Here is a 17,982-nt window from a genome sequence, read left to right on the forward strand (position 1 = left end):
TTTCCTCAAAAGTCGCCTATGCGACACTCCCCCCTTTTGCTGTTGAAAAAGAAGAAATCCGATGCGGACAACACCAACTAGCACCAGAAAAAGACCGCCTCACCCTCAAGAAAACCTCCCTATATATGCAAAATAAGATTTCATAAAGAGTCTTTGGCACTCTTGTTTTTTAGGTGTACCTTTGAGTGCGTAAACTGCACATCTGGAAAAGATCTCCTCTCTATCCCTCTCCTAGATTAAGGAGGATTGGGGAAGTTCGAGCAAAATCATAAAACAATAACCACAAGATTATAGTAGCAATGTCTAAGCTAAACATTGACCAAAAAACAATTAAGGGACTGTTCGCAGATAAGCGATCAGACTTCATTATTCCCGACTATCAACGTCCATATGCTTGGGGAGAGAACGAGTGTCAAACCCTATGGGATGACATCTTTACATTTGCTATCCCTGATGGAGACAAGGATAAGTTTAACAAGGATGACGAGTATTATCTAGGGCCTATCGTCACCTTCAAAAATGAAAATGGTAAACAGGAAATTATTGACGGACAACAACGTCTCACGACATTGATGCTACTTCTTCGGGCCTTCTATAAGCGCTCTGGCCAGATGCGGGACAACCAGACGCTGAGTGTGCGCAAGATGATTGCACAGTCCATATGGAAGACAAATGAGTTTGATGAACCCGATTTAAATGAATTAAAAATCGACTCCGAGGTTGCTACCGATGAAGATAAGGGAGAGTTTCTTGAGATCTTGAAGGAAGGAACAGCAGAATCTCGTTATAAAAGTCGCTATGCGGAGAATTATCGTTTCTTTGAGCGTAAGATAGATAGTTTCTTAAAAGATTACCCCTCCTATTTCCCCTACCTCCCCACTCGTATACTGAGCAATTGTATCTTGCTCCCTATCGAAGCAGAAAATCAAGATACAGCCCTTCGAATATTCTCCACCCTCAATGATAGAGGGAAGCCCCTATCTGACGCCGACATATTCAAAGCTGAGGGGTACAAATACTATGCTTCAAAAGGGAGAAAAGATGAGTTTATAGAGCGTTGGAAAGACTTAGAACTACTTTCTAGCCGTACATTTAAGGGAAATAATTCCTCCCCTCTAGACGAACTTTTCTCTCGTTATATGTATTACGAGAGAGCCAAGCAAGGCAATACGAATACTACGACTGAGGCCTTGAGGAAATTCTATGAGAAAAATGGGTATGCTCTGCTGAAAGACGATAAAGCCCTAAGCGAACTAGAAATCTTGCTGAAGTTCTGGTTCGACGTAAGCCAGCAGGACAAAGAACGGTTCTCTGATAGAATCTTGCGAAAACTATTTGTTCTTGACTATGCTCCTAACGGGATGTGGTACAACTTCGTTTCCGTCTACTTCATGCATAATCGTAATGAAGATGGCAAGCTAGACGAAGAAGCCTTCTATCAATTCTTGGAGCGAAGTATTGGTTTTATTTGGGCCTATGCCTTGACAAATCCGGGGGTTAACGCCTTGCGTACGCCCATCTATCGAGAGATGGTCAATATCGTCAATGGATTAGAGGTTACTTTTGCAGACTTCAAGTTTGACAGAACTAATCTAGAAATGATTATAAATACGTCCCAATTCAGTAATCAGAGACAGATTACTCGATCGATCCTTACATGGTGGGCTTTTGAGCATCCTAATCAACTCTTGTTCTCCCTTGATACTCGCCTTGATATTGAGCATATCTACGCACGTAATCGAGGGAAACATGAAACCTTATCTAATGAAAATAATCTGGAACTTTTGGGAAACAAGAGTCTATTGGAGCAGAGAATAAATATCCGAGCTTCAGACTATCGCTTTGCCGACAAAGCCAAGTATTATCTGGGGAGTGTGGGGTCAGATGGAGGAAGAAAGGGGACTTCTATTCAGGAACTTCAGGACTTATGTACGCAAAAGAGCGACTTCTTGGAGTCCGATATACTAGACCGAAATAAACGGATTGTCGATGGTTTCTGTGACTATTTAGATCGTATTTGCCTTTTGAAATAGAGGGGCTATCTATATATCATTGCCTGATCCGACTTTGAAGAGTTGTTCTCTCCGAATGGGTCAGGTATTCTCTTCAGAAAAGAAAAGGGAGTAGATTGTGTGCAATGCGCACAACCTACTCCCTTTGGTGCGGAGAGAGAGGGATTCAAACCCCCGGAACGGACAAGCCGTTCACCGGATTTCGAGTCCGGCCCAATCGGTCACTCTGGCATCTCTCCTGGTTGCTAGAACCAGCGACAAAGGTACGAAAGAAAATCGAAAAAGGTTCTTTGCAGATTCCCGTAGCTCCCGGTATCAAATACAACAATGTGACAAGAGTAATGATAGGACTCCATCTAACGCTAGGGGGCGAAGACTTTGCCGACATCAGAAGCTCTCCCAATCCTTAATATTGTAGAGCGAATAGGCTTTCCCCTTTGGGTAGTAGTCTTCTATCTTTTCACTTCGAGGAGTGGATTTGTCTAGGATAGTGAGCGACCTGTTCTCTTCTAGTTCATCATCGTCCCAACCATTTCGATTCACGGAATGCTCTACATAAGCAACTACTTTGCCCTCCTCTAATTTGTAATAAACCTCCTCAAAACTAAGTCCGCCCGAGTGTTCCTCATAGTACCGAACAAACCCATCTGAATAGTAGGCATAGTCGGCAAGTCCACCGGATATTCGCTCGCAGATCAGTTCAACAACGCCATCCACATAGGAGTAGACCCCATACCAATTATACTGTTTAACCTTCTCTTTCATGATGAGCAATTCGGGAGAGCCATTCCGGTCTAGGTCTACAAGTTTGTAAACATACTCCTCGGGCTTGAACTCCTTATCATACTCCTCCCGCCACATCTTCCCTATGGACTCCTGTAGCGAAGGCTTCTTATCGGGTTGTGGACAAAAGGCAGACAGCAACAATGCCACAGCACACACGATAACAAGGGTTACTCTTTTCATCAGAGCGACATTATAGCTCATCCTCCACGGATTCGTCCACATCCATGTCCGGCTGGTCATTGCTCTCCTCTGTCGAATCCGGCTCTATCGTCTGGGGTTGCTCCGGGAGAGTATCTGTGGCAACTACGGGCTTCTCTTCTTCCGTCTTTGCAGCAGCACGATGAGGCGCTACGGGATTATCATCAATTGTAATCACGGGAATATCTCTTCCCTCAGCCTCATTCACCGCCACATCCTTAGGACCTGGATTGATAATAATCGGCATATTGGGCTCAACGTATTTGACTAGTTCGAGGATATTATCATTGTGAATACGGATGCAACCATGGCTACAACGCCGTCCGAGAGTCCATGGAGCGCAAGTGCCATGGATGCCTACCGGCAAATTCTTCTCTCCCTTGATGCGAATAAATCTCGGTCCATACTGCCCTCGCACGGGGCTGGTATAGCCGTTATCGTCGGTATAAAGCCAGTCGGTACTATTGAACGTTTCTCCGGCATAGAAGAAGCCCTCGGGGGTACGGCAGTCGCCTTTCTTTGCTTTATGCCCATAGTTGCGAGCGCAAGCGCAGGTGTACTCCTTCTCCTTGACTCCGTAGCGATTGTAGAGGAGCACCCGCATAGAAGCCTTGTCCACAACGATGAAATAATCAAATCGATTGTTCATCAAACGCTCGCAGTAGGGTAGGTTCTCGCGAGCCATTCGGGGCAAGATCCCCTCTTTATATTGCTTTGCGTGGCTCGACTTTTCCATATAGAGAAGCGCTTCGTCGGCATCAAGAAAGGCGTGGTAAAGCGTATCATTTGCCTCCCATTCAGCTACCTGCTGCTCAATGGATAGGGTATCCGGCTCTACGATTGTATCTGTAGGAACGATTTGCTCCTGCTCTTTTTGTGAAGACCCCGTACAGCTCCCTAGGAGTAGAAGGAGAGGGGCAATTGCCACTAATAAATACTTCTTCATGAGTTTTTCAAACTTGTAATTTTAGGATTCTACCCCTCACCTCCTCAAAAAGTTGAGGTGTAATCTCTCTAAAATACCCTGCAAATGTACAAAATCTCATCCTAAGCACACCATTTACGCCACAACCAATCCAGAGAATCAAGCCTTTAAGACACGAAAGGGGCATCGTGGATTTTCTTGAGTATCACTCTAAAGAGAGGAAACGCTCCTAGAGAGAATAGGGAGAGCCCTTCGTAATGATTCCGACAAAGTCAGCGAAAAAGGGATTGGGTCTCTCTTTAATAAACTCGTACCTTTGCGCCATGGATATTGTAGTAATAGGGAGCGGAGGCGTTGCCGAGAGCCTTGTTTTCTCTCTGACCCAAGCCGGGGCTGCTCCAAGAGTAATTGTAAGCCCTACTCCGGGGCACGCAGAGCGTCTACGCGATCTCTATGCGCCTGAGTGTTCTGTATTGCATGACTTAGCGGAGATGCCACGGAATGCGGATATTTATCTTTTGGCTGTCACAGATACGGCTATTGCTTCGTGTGCAGCTCAGATGCCCTCTACATCGGGAGTGTGGTTGCACACGGCCGCTTGCGTACCCGTAGAGACCCTTACTCAGTATCACCCTGATAGTGGTATCTTTTATCCCCTCAACACCTTTAGTAAAGGGCGCCCCCTCAGTTGGCAAGGCATCCCGCTCTTTGTGGAGCATCGGAGCGAAAATGCCGCCCGAGCCATCGAGCAGTTGGCAAGCCTATTGCTCATGGAGCCCCGCCCTTCCACACTTACGCTCCGCCAGGAGATCCATGTTGCAGCCGTCTTTGCTTGCAACTTTGTCAATCACCAATGGGCTATTGCTTCGGAATTACTTGAGCAACACCAGATCCCTCGGGAGGTTCTGCACCCCCTTATTCAAGAGACGTTGCAAAAAGCGATTGCACTTGATCCCCGATACACCCAAACGGGTCCCGCACTCCGTGGCGATACTGCAACCTTGGCAACCCACCGCGCCTTGCTGGCGGAGAGCAGAGAGGCAATCCGAACCCTCTACGACGTGACCTCACAATCCATTTGGTCAATGTATCACCCTGAGACTTCCCTATCCCATGAGTAGTATCCCCTACAATCTGCAAGAGATTAAAGCCTTTGTTTTTGATATAGACGGAGTAATTAGCCGTAGTACCTGCCCCCTCGACGAGGAGGGCAACCCCCACAGAACGGTAAACGTAAAAGATGGTTATGCCCTGCAATTTGCCGTCAAAAGAGGATTCGTGGTGGCCGTTATCACCGGAGGATACACCCCGGCAATGGCGCTTCGGATGGCCCATCTTGGCATCGAAGACTACTATCAGCAATCGCGCAACAAGGTGCGAGACCTCGAAGACCTGATGGAAAAATATCAGCTCCAGCCCCAAGAGGTTGTCTATGTAGGCGACGATATCCCCGACTTGGGCGTCATGCGTCGGGTTGGACTCGCCGTGGCCCCCCAAGATGCGGCTCCGGAGATTCTGGCCGCAGCACACTACATCTCACACTGCTGTGGCGGCGAAGGCGTGGCTCGAGACGTGATCGAACAAACCCTCCGTGCCCAAGGGTTGTGGGGGAGCGAAGGCGCCGGACTAGCGTGGTAGCGAGTAGTAATAGGATTAGACCGAGCATATGAAAGTTGTATTAGCAACCCAATCCCCACGTCGGCACGAGCTTTTTTCGGGGTTAGACATCCCCTTTACCATTCGTCTGATAGAGGGCATCGATGAGAGCTACCCCGGCGGACTTCCCGTCCACCAAATCCCTCAATATATAGCAGAGCGAAAGGCTCTTGCCTACCAAGCTTCTCTTGCAGAAGACGAAGTAGTACTAACGGCTGATACGGTGGTAATTGTGGGAGATAAAGTGCTAGGTAAGCCACATTCCCCCGAGGAGGCTAAAGCTATGCTGCACGAGCTCTCGGGCCGTGAGCACCAAGTCTCTACCGGAGTAGCCCTTATGGGAGCCGATGGCAGAGGCACCTCTTTTGTGGCCACTACACGCGTTTGGTTTGCCCCCCTTAGCGAAGAGCAAATCGACTACTACCTACGCTCTTACCACCCCTACGACAAAGCCGGAGCCTACGGCATCCAGGAGTGGATTGGCTATGTAGCCATCGAAAAAATCGAGGGTTCGTTTTACAATGTAATGGGCCTACCCGTGCATCTTGTATATCAGACTCTGCAAAAATGGCAGGTATGCAAAAAAAATTTCGTACCTTTGCCCATCGTTATAGTAGACAACAAATAGATTATAGGATAAGTAGCGATGAAAAGAACGTTCCAACCCTCGAACCGAAAGAGAAAGAACAAGCACGGATTCCGTGCCCGTATGGCAACGGCAAATGGTCGCCGTGTACTTGCTTCGCGCCGTGCTAAGGGTCGTGCCAAGCTAACGGTTTCGGACGAGTATTAAAACACACAAGGCTCTCTTACCCTTTCACGCTGAAAGGAGAGAGTCCTGAGGTCAAGCAGGGGCAAACTCAGGGCGCAGCAAGCGCCGCGAGGACTTGACCGAACAGACCCCTATTGTTAGCCCTCCCAAACTCAGAGTCTCCTTCGTTTTACACGAAGAGATCGCCTAGTTTGGGAGGTTTTCTTGTGTCCGAAAACTTGAGTATCCCCGCCTCTCGGCTCCGAGAGCAGCCTAACCTAAGAGAATCAATACCCCACAGCCGAATTGGGATTATTGCACTTTTATTGTACTTTTGGCAAGAGAAACAGATTTTTCAGAGATATGAGCAATACCACACCTGCGCAACATCCTCTTTCGGAGAAGGCGCCTACCCATCTTAGACCCTTTATCTTTATGGTAATACTGATGGCGCTCATCGGTTTTATCACGAGTCTTAATCAACAATTCCAAGCCCCCCTCAAAGAAACTTTTTTGGCAGAGAGCGGTGCGCTCAAGAATGCCTTTGCCACCTTTATCACCTTTTCTTTCTTCCTATCCTACCTACTGATGGGGCCCGTGAGCGCTCGTTATCTACAACGCTACGGCTATAAGAAGACCCTACTCAAGGGTATCGTGATTGTTGCTTTTTCGCTCGTTATCTTTGAGCTCTCGGCCCTCAGCTTCCAGTGGATTGGGGAGGGAGCCCTTAATCACATCGTAATAGGGAAGATCCAGCTACCTCTGGGATACTTCTTGTTCCTGATCGGCTCCTTCGTATCGGGTACGGGGCTTACCTATCTGCAATCGTCTGTTAATCCCTACGTTGTAGTCTGCAACGTGCCTCACACCACGGGGGTAACGCGTCAGAATATCGCAGGTACGGGCAATTCTCTCATGACCACCTTGGTGCCCCTCTTTGTCGGCTTGGTAATTTTTGGTGGCAAAGAGGGGAGTGAGCTGGAGGTTAGTGCCATATTCCTACCTATGGCTATCTTGATCCTTTTTGTCGGTCTACTCTATTTTGGAGTAAGGACAACAAATTTGCCCGAATTGCCCAATACGACTGAGGCGAAAGGGGAGCATCTAGAGCACTCCGTATTCTCATTCCGTCACCTCACCCTAGGCGTTATAGGCATATTTATGTACGTTGGTTGCGAGGTGTGTGTAGGCAGCAATATTGTACTGTACGCCCAGCAGGATCTTGGTATCTCGTACGAAATGGCCGTTAAATGGGCTTCTCTCTATTGGTTCTCTATGCTGGTAGGGCGCTTCTTCTCTAGCTTCCTTTCGATGATCAAAGCCCACATACAACTAGCCGTAGGCACCTTCTGTGCAGGGCTCTTAGTCGTGCTCGCCATCCTCCTCAAAACGCCATGGCTCCTAATTGGTGTAGGCCTTTTCCACTCGCTCATGTGGGGCGCTATTTTCTCTTTGTCCCTTGAGGGGCTTGGGAAATACACGGCACGTGCTACCGGGGTACTGCTGATGGGCGTTGTCGGCGGAGCCATACTTCCGTTTACGCAAGGGCTGCTTGCCGACCTATTGCACAGCTGGACTTGGACATGGATCCTCGTTATCGCAGGCGAAGTGTACATGCTCTACTACGCTCTTTGGGGCTACAAACCCAAGCAGGTAGAGAGAGAGCCTAAAAAGGATCCTCTAGGCTAGGGCAAATCCCCTCTTCTATAGTCGTGCTTTCCGCTCAGAGAGAGAGCCTTTCGCCTTATCGAGGCAGGTGTAGCTCTATTTGCCATAGATTCCGTAAATTTGCTCTGCAAGTATGGAAAAATTACGAGAACTAGCTCCGGAAGAAAAAGATCTCATAGACGCTCTTCGTGAGCCGAGCAAGCGTCGCACCGCTTTTGCGACCCTCGTTCGGCAGTATTCACGACCTCTCTATTGGCAGATCCGGCGGATTGTCGTCAATCACTCGGTTGCCGATGAATTGGTACAAGAGACCTTTCTCAAGGCGTGGCGAGGGCTAGACACCTTTCGGGGGGAATCGAAAATCTATACTTGGCTCTACCGGATCGCTGTCTTCGAAGCTCTTAATTATATAGAGAAAGCCAAGAAGCGTAACGAAAACACGGTGGAGATAACGGAGGAGAATAGCTACCTAGTGGAGAATGTAGCAGGGGACCCCTACTTCGATGGGGACGCCGCCGAGGCTCTATTCCAGAAGGCTATAGCCACACTCCCTTCCAAGCAGAAACAAGTCTTCTTACTACGCTATTATGAGGAGAAGAGTTACTCAGATATAGCAGAACTTACAGGCACTAGCGAGGGGGCTCTCAAGGCAAGTTATCATCACGCCGTAGCCAAGATAAAACAATATATTGAGGTGCACCATTAAACTTTAGAGCCTAAAACCATCCTATATTGTACAAGACACTGAGATTATAAAAGGAAAGCATTTTGTCAAAGAAATGAAGACTGATGGAGATGAATTAAAGTACAGTGCAGAAGAGAGTAGGAGCCACTACACCACTCCCGATGGGTTCTTCGAGTCCTTAGAAGATCGTATCATGGCACGCATTGACGAGGAGCCAGCTCCCCTAGAAGAGCAGAGCACGCCTCCCTTAGGCAAGCGCCTTATATGGCAACGGCTGCGTCCCTATATCTATTTAGCCGCCTCTTTTGTTCTTACCATTGGCATGTTTAGAGGCTTCCGATATATCCGGTCGCAACAGCTCTCCAGCTCCGCTGTGGAGCAGGCAGCCAAGCTAGAGAAGGAAAAGGCCACTCAATACTACGAGCTACTTGCAGGCGAATACACAGAAGAATCCGGAGAAGAAAATCTTTGGATCCTCGACACAAACTATATTGACTAACACTCTCCCCACAATGAAAGAAACCATTCTACGCATTCTCTTTATCACCTGTTTATCGCTTTTCTACGGCACTACTACTTTTGCTCAAGAACCGCCCTCGATACCCGAGCGTAGAGCCTTGGCCGCACGGAGAGATAAGTATGTCTGCAAAGAACTCAAGCTGACAAACGAGGAGTGTACCAAGCTCACCATTATACTCCATCAGCTGGATGAGGAGCGCATGAATATCTGGTCCAACTTTGGGCACCTCCACATGCAACTCAAAAAGAAAGCGCAAGTATCGCAAGAGGAGATGGCTATGTATCTAAAGATGAAAAGTGAATGCAAGATCAAAGAAGCCAAACTAATGGAGGAATACTACCTTAAGCTATCGAACATTCTCTCCCCCGAAAAACTTCTCGAATTGGACAAGGCGCAGAAATGTTTTGGAAGAGAATTATCCCAAGAAAGACTCCCCAAATGATTGTTTTGCCGTACCTTTGAAGACGATATAAACAAGGATAACAATTCAAACTATAATAAAACCAATGAGCATAACAAAAGATTACTTTGTATCGTGCAGCTACGACCTCTATGCAGGTCCCAACGAAGTGCGAGACTTTATAGAACAAGCAACTCCCGAAAGCCCCATGCAGTACCTACACGGTATTGGCATGATGCTCCCTGCTTTTGAGCAAAAACTAGAAGGGCTCAAAGAAGGGGACTCTTTCGACTTCGAACTTACACCCGAAAACGGATATGGGGAGCGTTTCTCCGATCGAGTACTCCCTCTAGACTACAAAATCTTCTGCGACGAAGATGGCAAGTTCGACGAAGAGCATGTATTCGTAGGGGCTCGCGTACCCATGCAAACCGCTGATGGGCAACGCATCGAAGGCCAGGTGATCGACATGAACAGCGAAAAAGTAACCTTGGACTTCAACCATCCTCTTGCCGGTATGTATCTCCACTTCTCGGGTAAGATCCTTGAGGCTCATGAGGCTACTGAAGACGAACGCGCCGAGATTGAGGCTCTTCTGCATCCCCATGGAGGTGGTTGCGGCTGCGGTTGCCACGACGAAGATGGTGAGGGCGGGTGCGAAGGTGGTTGCTGTGGAGGATGCCACTAATCTGCCTTTATCCCTAAAGTAAATCCCTATAGCTCCCCTCTCCGCTTCTCGAGAAGTGGTAGAGGGGAGTTTTATTTTATACCCACATATGAATACATTTGGCCAGCATCTTCGCTTGACAACCTTTGGTGAGTCGCACGGAAAAGCTATCGGCGGGGTACTAGATGGAATGCCTGCCGGGATTCGCATTGACCTCGTAGAGGTGCAGAATTTCCTAGATCACCGCAGACCGGGCACTAGCCTGAGCGTTACCCAACGCCGGGAGGCTGATAGGCTTGAGGTCCTCTCCGGACTTCTCCCCGATGGCACTACCACGGGAGCTCCCATAGGCTTTATCATAGCTAATCAAGATGCTCGCAGTGGAGATTATAGGGCTTTGGAGCACCTGTATCGCCCCTCTCATGCCGATTTCACCTACCACAAAAAGTACGGAATACCTCCGCAGCCCGGAGGAGGACGATCCTCGGCACGCGAGACGGCTGTGCGCTGCGCTGCAGGAGCTATGGCCTTGCAATTATTACAACCCTTAGGGATAAAAATCTATCCCTATATCAGGGGTATTGGAGAAGTACAGCTCCCCACAGAGGCTCTTACAGATCTTGATTTAGATAAGATATACCACTCTTCGGTGCGCTGCCCCCACCCTACTTGGGCGGAAAGACTAGAGCGCAACCTTACCGAAGTGCGCCGGCAAGGCGATAGCGTAGGCGGGCTTGTAGAGTGCCTAGTGCAGGGTGTCCCCGTCGGGTGGGGTAGCCCCCTCTATGATAAACTCTCGGCGCGATTGGCTTTTGCCATGCTCTCCATCAATGCTGTAAAGGGCTTTGAGATAGGGGATGGATTCGCCCTTGCACGTTGCTTGGGTAGTCACGTAAACGATATTATGGAGCGCACCGAATGCGGTACTATAGCCTTTCGTACCAACCACTCGGGGGGCATACAAGGAGGAATCTCTACGGGAGCCGACATCCGCTTCTCCGTAGCCTTCAAACCCACCCCCACCATTGCACTGGAGCAAGAGACGCTCAACCTAGAGGGAGAGGCTGTGCGCTTTGCAGGCACCGGACGGCACGACCCCTGCGTAGCTCTACGCGGTGTAAGTGTAGTACACGCCATGACGGCTCTTGTCTTGGCCGACGCCTACCTAGCCTCCCAATAACCCAAACTAAGGCTCCCTATCCATCAAGCATCGTCCTTTTCCCCTTCTACAACCCCTTGTATCTAGTCATCCCTTAAAAAGACTATCTAAACGAGTTCAACTGCGTCAATGGGGAAGATTTATAGGGACTAGGGGCAGAACAAAAAAAGGCTGGGGGGAAACCCTCAGCCTTTTTTGTATTCGGAGTAATTGGTAGCGCTTAGCAGAGAAAACTCTTGAGCTGATCGCACTTGTTCCCTGCACGCAACTTACGAATTGCCTTTTCCTTAATCTGGCGAACTCTCTCGCGAGTGAGTCCGAACTTATCGCCAATCTCTTCGAGCGTCATCTCCGGATTGGGTCCAATCCCGAAGAAGAGCTTTATAATCTCAGCCTCACGCTCAGAAAGAGTAGAGAGCACTCGGTCAATCTCTGTGTTGAGCGAGTCGCGCATCAGAGAGCGGTCCGTGCTAGGAGCATCTTCGTTTACGAGTACATCCAGGAGACTATTGTCCTCGCCATCCACAAAGGGCGCATCTATAGAGACGTGCTTGCTGAACGACTTGAGCGTAACAGCCACCTTCTCTTCGCTTTGATCAAGGATAATGGCAAGCTCCGCAATAGAGGGACGTCGCTCGTTTTCTTGCTCAAACTGCTCGATAGCTTTCTTGATCTTAGCCTGAGCACCTACCTGATTGAGAGGAAGACGTACAATACGAGACTGCTCGGCCAATGCCTGCAAGATGGATTGGCGGATCCACCACACAGCATAAGAGATGAACTTAAAACCGCGTGTTTCGTCGAACTTCTCGGCAGCCTTGATAAGGCCTAAGTTACCTTCGTCTATGAGGTCGGGGAGGCTCAGACCTTGGTTCTGATACTGCTTAGCTACCGACACTACAAATCGCAAATTGGCACGTGTGAGTTTGTCTTGTGCACGGCGATTGCCTCGGCGAATCTCCTGTGCAAGGCGCACCTCTTCATCCACATCAATAAGCTCTTCTCTACCAATCTCTTGCAAATATTTATCGAGAGACGCGCTCTCACGATTGGTAATGGACTTAGTAATCTTTAGTTGTCTCATATATAATACATTCTTCTATTCTCTCTACGCTTCTCACCATCCATTGCTCGGAGAGATGAGGTTAGCGAAAGAAGACAAGCCTTGTGGTAGTTACTATCCCATACAGAGGCATACTGCTTCTTTGGAGAGCTACTACCACAAGTCTTGCTCTTGATTGTTCTCTGCGAGGGGGCCATCGGGAAGCTATTCTCCAGATAGCTTTGGCGCTGCCCCCTTGCCATTGCGGTACCTATCCGCCCCTTTTAGAGGGCAAGAGCTGAGGCCCTTTTACGATAGGTCTATAACATAATACTTTGTACGCCCATTGGGATAGAATCCCTTCAAGAGTAAGCTACCATCGCCTCTGCGAGATTGCTGCACTTGAGTGATGGCTCTACGAGCCTCCTCTACGGAGCGTACCGGGTTATTGTTGACAGAAAGGATGATAAACCCTTCTTTGATGCCTGCATCTTTGAATTTGCCATCACCCACTTTGGCAACGGCTACACCATAAGAAACGCCATACGAACGCTTTTGTTCATTGGTTAGAGCCTTTAGCTGAGCACCCAACATTACCTTGGGATCGTTGTGGATGATCTGCTCCCCACCCTCTTCGTTTTTGAGGGTTACCTTTAGTGTTTTGGTGCTACCCTTGCGATCGATGGTTACTTCCACCTTATCACCGGGGCGGCGAATGCTGATGAGGTCTTGGAGCTGAGCCATGTTCTTAACGGGCTTACCATCTACAGCGGTAATTACGTCATGCTCTTCCATCCCTGCGGAGAAAGCTCCACTGCGCTCTGCAAAGGTGGTTACAACTACACCTTCGTTTACCTTGAGCCCTAGCTTTTCTTTGATTTCACTCGTAACGTCAGTGCCACCGATCCCGAGCACCGCACGCTGTACAGTACCAAACTTTTTGATGTCGGCCACTACCTTGGCTGCGCTATTGATGGGGACGGCAAACGAGTAACCTGCATAGTTGCCCGTTTGAGAGTAAATCATCGTATTGATGCCCACCAATTCGCCGGCTGCGTTTACGAGAGCACCTCCACTATTACCGGGATTTACGGCTGCATCAGTCTGAATAAAGCCTCCGATCTTGTTTCCGCCCTCCGAAGCTGTGGAGCGAGCCTTGGCACTTACAATACCGGCTGTAACGGTACTAGTCAAATTAAAGGGGTTGCCTACGGCCAAAACCCACTCGCCCACTTTGAGCGCATCGCTGTTACCAAAAGGAATGGTAGGAAGATCTTCTGCGTCCACCTTGATCAGGGCGATATCGCTAGCCGGGTCACTACCTATAAGTTTGGCACTGAGGGTACGATTATCGTTGAGGGTAACGGAGATCTTATTGGCATTATCAATAACGTGATTATTGGTAATGATGTACCCATCGGTACTGATAATTACGCCGGAACCATAGCCTACAACGGGACGCGAGCTTGGGCGATCGAAGCTACCACCGCCCCCTCCGAAGAAAAACTCGAAAGGATCCACATAGCTCTGATCCATCTGCTGCTCTCCCTCTACTTTGATGTGTACTACAGAATGCACCGAAGCCTCTGCTGCCGGCACAAGATCGGGTGCATTGCCTACACTACGGCTCATATCGAAGCCCATAGCGGCATTCCGGAAAGCCCCTCCATCGATCTCCGTCGAAGCCATTCGACGCGCCGAGCGGTGCTCCATTAGAGAGTAAACACCGGCGGATACAGACGCACTCAAGAGAGCAACGCCCATAGCCCCTAAAATGATTTTCTGAATTCGTTTCATAGATCCAAATATATTATCTACAAGTTCTCTATCAACTTTGGAGTGCATTCTCTCCCTTCTTGACGAGACTGCCTCCAACATAGAGACGATTTTGTGCGACAATTGTTGCTTAGACCTTTTGTCATTATACCTATTGGAGCTTTCACTCTCGCCCTTGAGAACGGAGCTACCCCAATCCTTATAACGACCGAAGAAAGACTTTTCGTATACCCATTCTGCTATAAGACAACGACAAAAAGAACCAGAGATTGCTCTTCCACGCCCTCCAATCCTTCTCTACAAAGAGACTCCTCGCATCAGCCATTCCCTCCACGAGAGGTGGGAAAAGACTGAAAGGAGGAGTATATAAATCTATTTATTTGAAAGGAGAATCTCCCGAAGGGATCTCCCTCAAAAGGTATTATTTCTTCTTACGATTGCCGTAGCGGTTCATAAACTTGTCTACGCGACCGGCGGTATCGACAAGCTTAGCCTTACCGGTAAAGAAAGGATGCGAAGTGTTTGAAATTTCGACCTTTACGAGAGGATACTCTACGCCATCGATTTCAATCGTTTCCTTAGCTTGGATGGTAGACTTGGTGATAAACACCTCTTCGTTAGACATGTCTTTGAATACTACGGGACGGTAGCTTTCGGGATGAAGACCTTTTTTCATTGCTCTTATTATCTTTTACTTATTTCATTGTTGCGGGGCTTCACCTGCCCATCGTCTGCCGGTTTCGCCTCCCAATCCCATCGTAAGGATGGCAAGGGGTTGCCTCAGCAAGATGGGAGAGCTAGGTGTATAGCTATCCGCATATCGGGTACAAAGGTACTACATTGTTTCGACACAAACAAATTCCACCCTGCAGATTCCAGTATCAAGTGCAACACAGTTACAAACTGTAGGAAAAAAACTTCGTATGGAGTTTTATAGCCTAGTTTTTTACGAGGTCCTATGTTCTCCCTCTCGTGCAACTTCCCCCTCGAGGAGAAATCCTCTAAGACAAAAGGAGATCGCAAAGACACCAGAAAATCATAACCGTGGGCGCTTGGAGGGGGGAAACTTCCAAACGCCCCACGGAGGTAATACACTTTACTTTACCAATCTATTGAGGAGAAGAGACAAACGATCGATAGCAAGTCAAGTGTCGAGGTGCAACAATAAGATCATTGCGTTACAACGATGCGATATGCCTCGCCATTGATCTGTAAGAGATAGACTCCCTCTGCTAGGCTAGCAACGGGGATCGTAAGCGTATCAGCGCCTTCTCCAACGGTCTGATAGACTACAACGCCATCCATGGTATAGATAGAGATAAACGACCCTGCCTCTACACCAGACAGATAGAGATGGTCCTTTGCGGGTATAGGTCTAATACTGTACTGCTTATCCATTGTAGAGGGTGTAGCGACAGAGTTGTCCTTTTTGACAGGTTCAATAATCATAAAGAAGACCTTCTTCTCTATCCAAAACTTCAGCGATAGCTCCTTAGTTGCCGTAGCGAGCCCTTTGGAGCCATCGTTTAGTGAGATGACCTCTAGAGGATCTGGGAAACCGTTTAGCTTGAGCCACTGAGCGAAGGCTTGAGATGTATTAGCCTCTTCTAGAGACCCCACACAGTTTATTTGTCCCGTAATGTAAGGCGAGCCTCCATCTTGGGGGTTGTAGTAGTAGTTTACTCGATTGAAGTTGGTCTGAGAGACCTTATCCTTTGGAGTTACATATAGATGAGCATACTCATTCCAACGAGTAGACTCGTATATGCGCAATCCTAACTTAGTCTCATAAGCTCTAACCTTGTTCGTATCGACTGATCCTGTGAGCATCGAGATATCTGGGAAGTCTTGCACATCAGCAATAGGCGCATGCAGGATCTCTAACTCGCCCTCCTTGGGAACAACCGTAAATGCGACCTCTTGAGTCACCTCCGTATTGTTGATCTGGAAGGTTACAAGAGCCTCCCCGACAGACTCACCCTTTAGCTCTTTTGTCGTAGGGTCATAGCTCACGACACTTGGATTACTTGATGTCACCGTATACATATCGATATACTCAGCAGGAGTTATATCTACATGGTAGTCCTTAGCAAGAGCTAGTTTCTGCCCTACTTTGATACGGAAAGCATTTGGTGTCACAGAGATCGTAGGCTCTTGGGGCTTCTCCCCTCCTGACTTATTCTTAAAGAGTCGTACCGTGCATAGATTGGTCTTGTCAGGAAACTGGCTGGTCGAGATACCACTGAAATAGATTGTTGTGTACTTTGCCTTGTCCGTAGCCCAGTAAAAGCCCCCTGAGGCATAATTGTAGAGCTTTCCGCCCACTTTGATGCCAACCGTAGGGATAATACACTCCTCGACCTGGCCCGCACGTTCAGCCCACCACGCTTCTGAGGCAATGTCTGATATAGATCCTGTGAACTCCTCTCCTAGATAGCATACAGATATCTTGATATAAGCATCTATTGGTGGTTCTTGCTCTATTTGTGTCATGCCTACACGCTCATATCTGTAAGCACAGCGATACTTATTGTCAGGCGCTGCTGGGAACTTTTCATCGTATGACTCTGTTGGTTTGCAGAGACGTATCGCATAGCTCACTCCATCACTTTTATTGTAGTAGTCACTAGCGAAGCTGTACCGCACATTGCCAAAGCTAACAGCCTCAATCACATCTTGAATCAAGCCTTCCTTGATAAAGTTCACGCCATACTCATAATAGTCGGAGAGGATACCATTCCACTCAGCACTAGAGGGCAGGTGGTAAGCGACTCCATCTATAGGACAATGTGCAAAACGCTCATTAGCATCAGCATAGGAGAAGTACCCACTCTCTGAGGCGGTCTCATCTGTAACAAAGGAAGCCCCATCTGCTGCTAGATTGTACTTAGCAACATAGTCTATCGGGAGCTCGGGGCGCATGCCTGTAGTCGCTCTAGTTGTTTGACCATTATGACGAGAGCCCTGTGCATGAGCCACTGTTGCACACAAGCAGAGCAAGGCAAACAAGGCTATACGTAAACTACATTTCATAATCTTTCTTTTTTATTTCATTCTTTTCAGAGAGTGCAGATTCCAGCATCAAGTGCAACGGTATGACAAAAGTATTCGGCAGGGAAACTTACAAGAAAGCTACTTTCTTCGTTGCGGTGTAGACGCCTTCGTCCGTTGTAAGGGTTATAGTCACGGTCTGAACGCCATTGGACGGAGCTTTAGAGAATCGCATACGATAGAGGATATTCTTGTTTTTCGGATTCTGCGAATCTAGCACCGCATTGCCGGCATCTAAATAGACCATCGCAAGCTCCTCTTCGGATACTTTATCAAGAGTCTTGCGAATTCGCTGCACACCGTATCGAGGATCAGTATGGCCTACGCTGGGGTTGATGAGTCCTTCTAAATTTGTCGGGTCATAGTGACGCTTGATACTCGGATAGGCAGTCAGATATTCAATCTCTACAATGTCCGAGAGAGAAGAGGCTGCCGGATGGGTTGCATCAAAGTCGTCGGAGGTAGTGATTGTCACATTCTTCACAAAGGCGGATAGGGCAAAGCCTTCATCTATGGCTTCCGGGAAAGTCATTTTAGAAGCGTTGTCTCCAAACTTATCGGCACACTGTACAAACTTGCTCACTTCAGCTGCCGGCGTCCTGTAACCATAGAAGCTATTAGTGACAAACTCCACAGTCATAACATAGTTTCCATGATTATCTTTTTTGAGAGCATCCTCTCTGATA

The 17,982-nt window shown here is 48.2% G+C and carries 19 protein-coding genes and 1 tRNA gene; 11 read left to right on the forward strand and 9 right to left on the reverse strand.

Features of this window, described 5'->3' with window-relative positions:
* Positions 1–299 precede the first annotated feature (299 nt).
* The gene (locus Q0090_RS02855) at positions 300–2,033 is read left to right on the forward strand and encodes a DUF262 domain-containing protein (protein WP_297947260.1); all 1,734 of its coding nucleotides are present in this window, start codon (positions 300–302) and stop codon (positions 2,031–2,033) included.
* A gap of 130 nt (positions 2,034–2,163) precedes the next feature.
* Here the strand turns inward: Q0090_RS02855 and Q0090_RS02860 are convergent.
* The 3 genes from Q0090_RS02860 to Q0090_RS02870 all read right to left on the reverse strand — a co-directional run bounded on the left by Q0090_RS02860 (position 2,164) and on the right by Q0090_RS02870 (position 3,942).
* A tRNA-Ser gene (locus Q0090_RS02860) sits at positions 2,164–2,251 on the reverse strand.
* A 148-nt stretch (positions 2,252–2,399) separates the two neighbouring features.
* A complete protein-coding gene (locus tag Q0090_RS02865) occupies positions 2,400–2,978 on the reverse strand; it encodes a hypothetical protein (RefSeq protein ID WP_297947262.1) in 579 nt (192 codons plus the stop codon).
* 10 nt (positions 2,979–2,988) lie between these two features.
* Positions 2,989–3,942 (reverse strand): L,D-transpeptidase family protein, encoded by a 954-nt coding sequence (locus tag Q0090_RS02870; protein WP_297947264.1) that lies wholly within the window; start codon positions 3,940–3,942, stop codon positions 2,989–2,991.
* 236 nt (positions 3,943–4,178) lie between these two features.
* On the opposite strand from Q0090_RS02870, the gene Q0090_RS02875 reads away from it, so the two are divergent.
* The 10 genes from Q0090_RS02875 to aroC all read left to right on the forward strand — a co-directional run bounded on the left by Q0090_RS02875 (position 4,179) and on the right by aroC (position 11,448).
* Positions 4,179–5,042, forward strand: coding sequence for a Rossmann-like and DUF2520 domain-containing protein (locus tag Q0090_RS02875; RefSeq protein ID WP_297947266.1), 864 nt, complete (start codon positions 4,179–4,181; stop codon positions 5,040–5,042).
* Positions 5,035–5,559 carry an HAD family hydrolase gene (locus tag Q0090_RS02880; protein ID WP_297947268.1) on the forward strand — a complete coding sequence of 175 codons (525 nt, stop codon included), beginning with the start codon at positions 5,035–5,037 and terminating at the stop codon, positions 5,557–5,559. The genes Q0090_RS02875 and Q0090_RS02880 overlap by 8 nt, the downstream gene beginning before the upstream one ends.
* A gap of 28 nt (positions 5,560–5,587) precedes the next feature.
* The gene (locus tag Q0090_RS02885) at positions 5,588–6,205 is read left to right on the forward strand and encodes a Maf family nucleotide pyrophosphatase (RefSeq protein WP_297947270.1); all 618 of its coding nucleotides are present in this window, start codon (positions 5,588–5,590) and stop codon (positions 6,203–6,205) included.
* Between the two features lie 18 nt (positions 6,206–6,223).
* The gene (gene rpmH, locus Q0090_RS02890) at positions 6,224–6,370 is read left to right on the forward strand and encodes a 50S ribosomal protein L34 (protein WP_004333961.1); all 147 of its coding nucleotides are present in this window, start codon (positions 6,224–6,226) and stop codon (positions 6,368–6,370) included.
* Positions 6,371–6,691: 321 nt separating this feature from the next.
* Positions 6,692–8,017 (forward strand): MFS transporter, encoded by a 1,326-nt coding sequence (locus Q0090_RS02895; protein WP_297947273.1) that lies wholly within the window; start codon positions 6,692–6,694, stop codon positions 8,015–8,017.
* A 112-nt stretch (positions 8,018–8,129) separates the two neighbouring features.
* Entirely contained in the window at positions 8,130–8,702 is a 573-nt protein-coding gene (locus tag Q0090_RS02900; protein WP_297947275.1) for an RNA polymerase sigma factor, read from the forward strand.
* 73 nt (positions 8,703–8,775) lie between these two features.
* Complete coding sequence (locus Q0090_RS02905; protein WP_297947277.1) at positions 8,776–9,180, forward strand: hypothetical protein; 405 nt, start codon at positions 8,776–8,778, stop codon at positions 9,178–9,180.
* 13 nt (positions 9,181–9,193) lie between these two features.
* On the forward strand, positions 9,194–9,643 hold the full coding sequence (locus Q0090_RS02910; RefSeq protein ID WP_297947279.1) for a hypothetical protein: 450 nt from the start codon (positions 9,194–9,196) through the stop codon (positions 9,641–9,643).
* 64 nt (positions 9,644–9,707) lie between these two features.
* Entirely contained in the window at positions 9,708–10,289 is a 582-nt protein-coding gene (locus Q0090_RS02915; RefSeq protein ID WP_297947281.1) for an FKBP-type peptidyl-prolyl cis-trans isomerase, read from the forward strand.
* 88 nt (positions 10,290–10,377) lie between these two features.
* Complete coding sequence (gene aroC / locus Q0090_RS02920) at positions 10,378–11,448, forward strand: chorismate synthase (protein WP_297947282.1); 1,071 nt, start codon at positions 10,378–10,380, stop codon at positions 11,446–11,448.
* A gap of 199 nt (positions 11,449–11,647) precedes the next feature.
* Here aroC and Q0090_RS02925 read toward each other — a convergent pair whose 3' ends face one another.
* The 6 genes from Q0090_RS02925 to Q0090_RS02950 all read right to left on the reverse strand — a co-directional run.
* Positions 11,648–12,511 (reverse strand): sigma-70 family RNA polymerase sigma factor, encoded by an 864-nt coding sequence (locus tag Q0090_RS02925; RefSeq protein ID WP_004333914.1) that lies wholly within the window; start codon positions 12,509–12,511, stop codon positions 11,648–11,650.
* Positions 12,508–12,732 carry a hypothetical protein gene (locus tag Q0090_RS02930; RefSeq protein WP_297947285.1) on the reverse strand — a complete coding sequence of 75 codons (225 nt, stop codon included), beginning with the start codon at positions 12,730–12,732 and terminating at the stop codon, positions 12,508–12,510. Before Q0090_RS02930 ends, Q0090_RS02925 begins: the two co-directional genes overlap by 4 nt.
* Positions 12,733–12,778: 46 nt before the next feature.
* The gene (locus tag Q0090_RS02935; RefSeq protein WP_297947287.1) at positions 12,779–14,266 is read right to left on the reverse strand and encodes a Do family serine endopeptidase; all 1,488 of its coding nucleotides are present in this window, start codon (positions 14,264–14,266) and stop codon (positions 12,779–12,781) included.
* Positions 14,267–14,666: 400 nt separating this feature from the next.
* A complete protein-coding gene (locus Q0090_RS02940) occupies positions 14,667–14,921 on the reverse strand; it encodes a type B 50S ribosomal protein L31 (protein WP_297947289.1) in 255 nt (84 codons plus the stop codon).
* A 494-nt stretch (positions 14,922–15,415) separates the two neighbouring features.
* Positions 15,416–17,278, reverse strand: coding sequence for a T9SS type A sorting domain-containing protein (locus tag Q0090_RS02945; RefSeq protein ID WP_297947291.1), 1,863 nt, complete (start codon positions 17,276–17,278; stop codon positions 15,416–15,418).
* 88 nt (positions 17,279–17,366) lie between these two features.
* Positions 17,367–17,982 (reverse strand): hypothetical protein (locus tag Q0090_RS02950; protein ID WP_297947293.1); only part of this gene is annotated, 616 nt, incomplete at its 5' end.

This window comes from uncultured Porphyromonas sp. (genome assembly GCF_938023125.1).
In the GTDB taxonomy this organism is placed as follows: domain Bacteria; phylum Bacteroidota; class Bacteroidia; order Bacteroidales; family Porphyromonadaceae; genus Porphyromonas.